General features: G+C 38.6%; 1 protein-coding gene and 2 pseudogenes. All 3 read right to left on the minus strand.

From position 1 onward, the window contains the following. A pseudogene (locus C9E89_RS22705) lies at positions 1-198 on the minus strand (hypothetical protein); the annotation flags it as partial. Then, positions 195-587 carry a hypothetical protein gene (locus C9E89_RS22710; RefSeq protein WP_228199111.1) on the minus strand — a complete coding sequence of 131 codons (393 nt, stop codon included), beginning with the start codon at positions 585-587 and terminating at the stop codon, positions 195-197. The gene C9E89_RS22710 and the pseudogene C9E89_RS22705, both read right to left, overlap by 4 nt. Before the next feature lie 281 nt (positions 588-868). Further along, positions 869-1,109: pseudogene (locus tag C9E89_RS22720) on the minus strand (glutamate 5-kinase); the annotation flags it as partial.

A 1,109-nucleotide genomic window follows, 5' to 3' on the forward strand; every position in this document is an offset into this window, starting at 1 on the left:
AATACAGGGCTGATTACCAATACCCACAATATTACTTCCTGAATACTGAATATAAGCCTTGCACCACAGCTTATCCTTAGGTGATGAAAATGGCTCTCCTTCATCAGGTGCTTGGTTTTCAAATTGAATCACATCCACACCATCAAACTGTGCCAAGCGCGTTCTGATTTCTAATTCTGCTTGTTCAAGTGTCATCATTTGTATTTACTCGTCACTCGCTGAAAGGTTAAGGCATAAATCCCAGTTGGTGCTTGTTGAGAGTATCCATTCTCCAGAGCAACGGAATAAGGCAAATTATTCTGCCCATAGACCAGATCACCTATCTTTGCCTGAAGAATTCTCATATTCCCCTCAGCAATTGTTTGCCCACCTACTTTATCCACTTTATTTAAATCATAGCGAACATCCACAGAGCCAATTGAAACGAGGTTATTGCCACGGAACGCGCCTGTATCAACAGGACTTGCAAGCACAACACCTTGTAAGAACTCGCTAATGATTTTTCTTTGTATAACAGTTGCACTTTGCAGTACTTCAAAGGTGAACTGTGATAATCGTGTACCTTGCCATGACATAATTTTACCCATTAAAAAAACCCACCGAGGTGGGTTCTCATTTTACTGTTTAAGCAAAGTGGTCTTTGCGTCCAAGTTTTGTTAGAAATCTATCCAAATCATCATAATTTGGAAAGCTTACTTTTCTACTATGTGTATCTGAGAAGAATATTATTACGTAATTTGCCTGATCATCAATCTTGATTAGCTGAATTTGATCAGTATTAATTACTACATTATCAACTTGAAGTAGCATTACCATCTCTATAAAAAAGTTAAATGAAACACTAACCTAACAGTCATTATGGTTACTTTCAAGCCTTCCGCAACTGACAAACCCAAATAGAATCACTTGGATCTGCACTCACATTCACTACCTTAAAATCACCTTTAGCCGTTGTCCAAACATCACCAATCTGCGGTACTCTCGTAACCTCATTTTGAAGAACTGTCGCTTTAGAGTCTGTCACCTGATAATCCGTAGGCTTAACCAGATCTTTTTTATAGCTACCGAACAACACGCCACGACCTGAATAAGACCCATTAATTTGATTA

Origin of the sequence: Acinetobacter sichuanensis, from assembly GCF_003024515.2 — a bacterium.
Classification (GTDB): Bacteria; Pseudomonadota; Gammaproteobacteria; order Pseudomonadales; family Moraxellaceae; genus Acinetobacter; species Acinetobacter sichuanensis.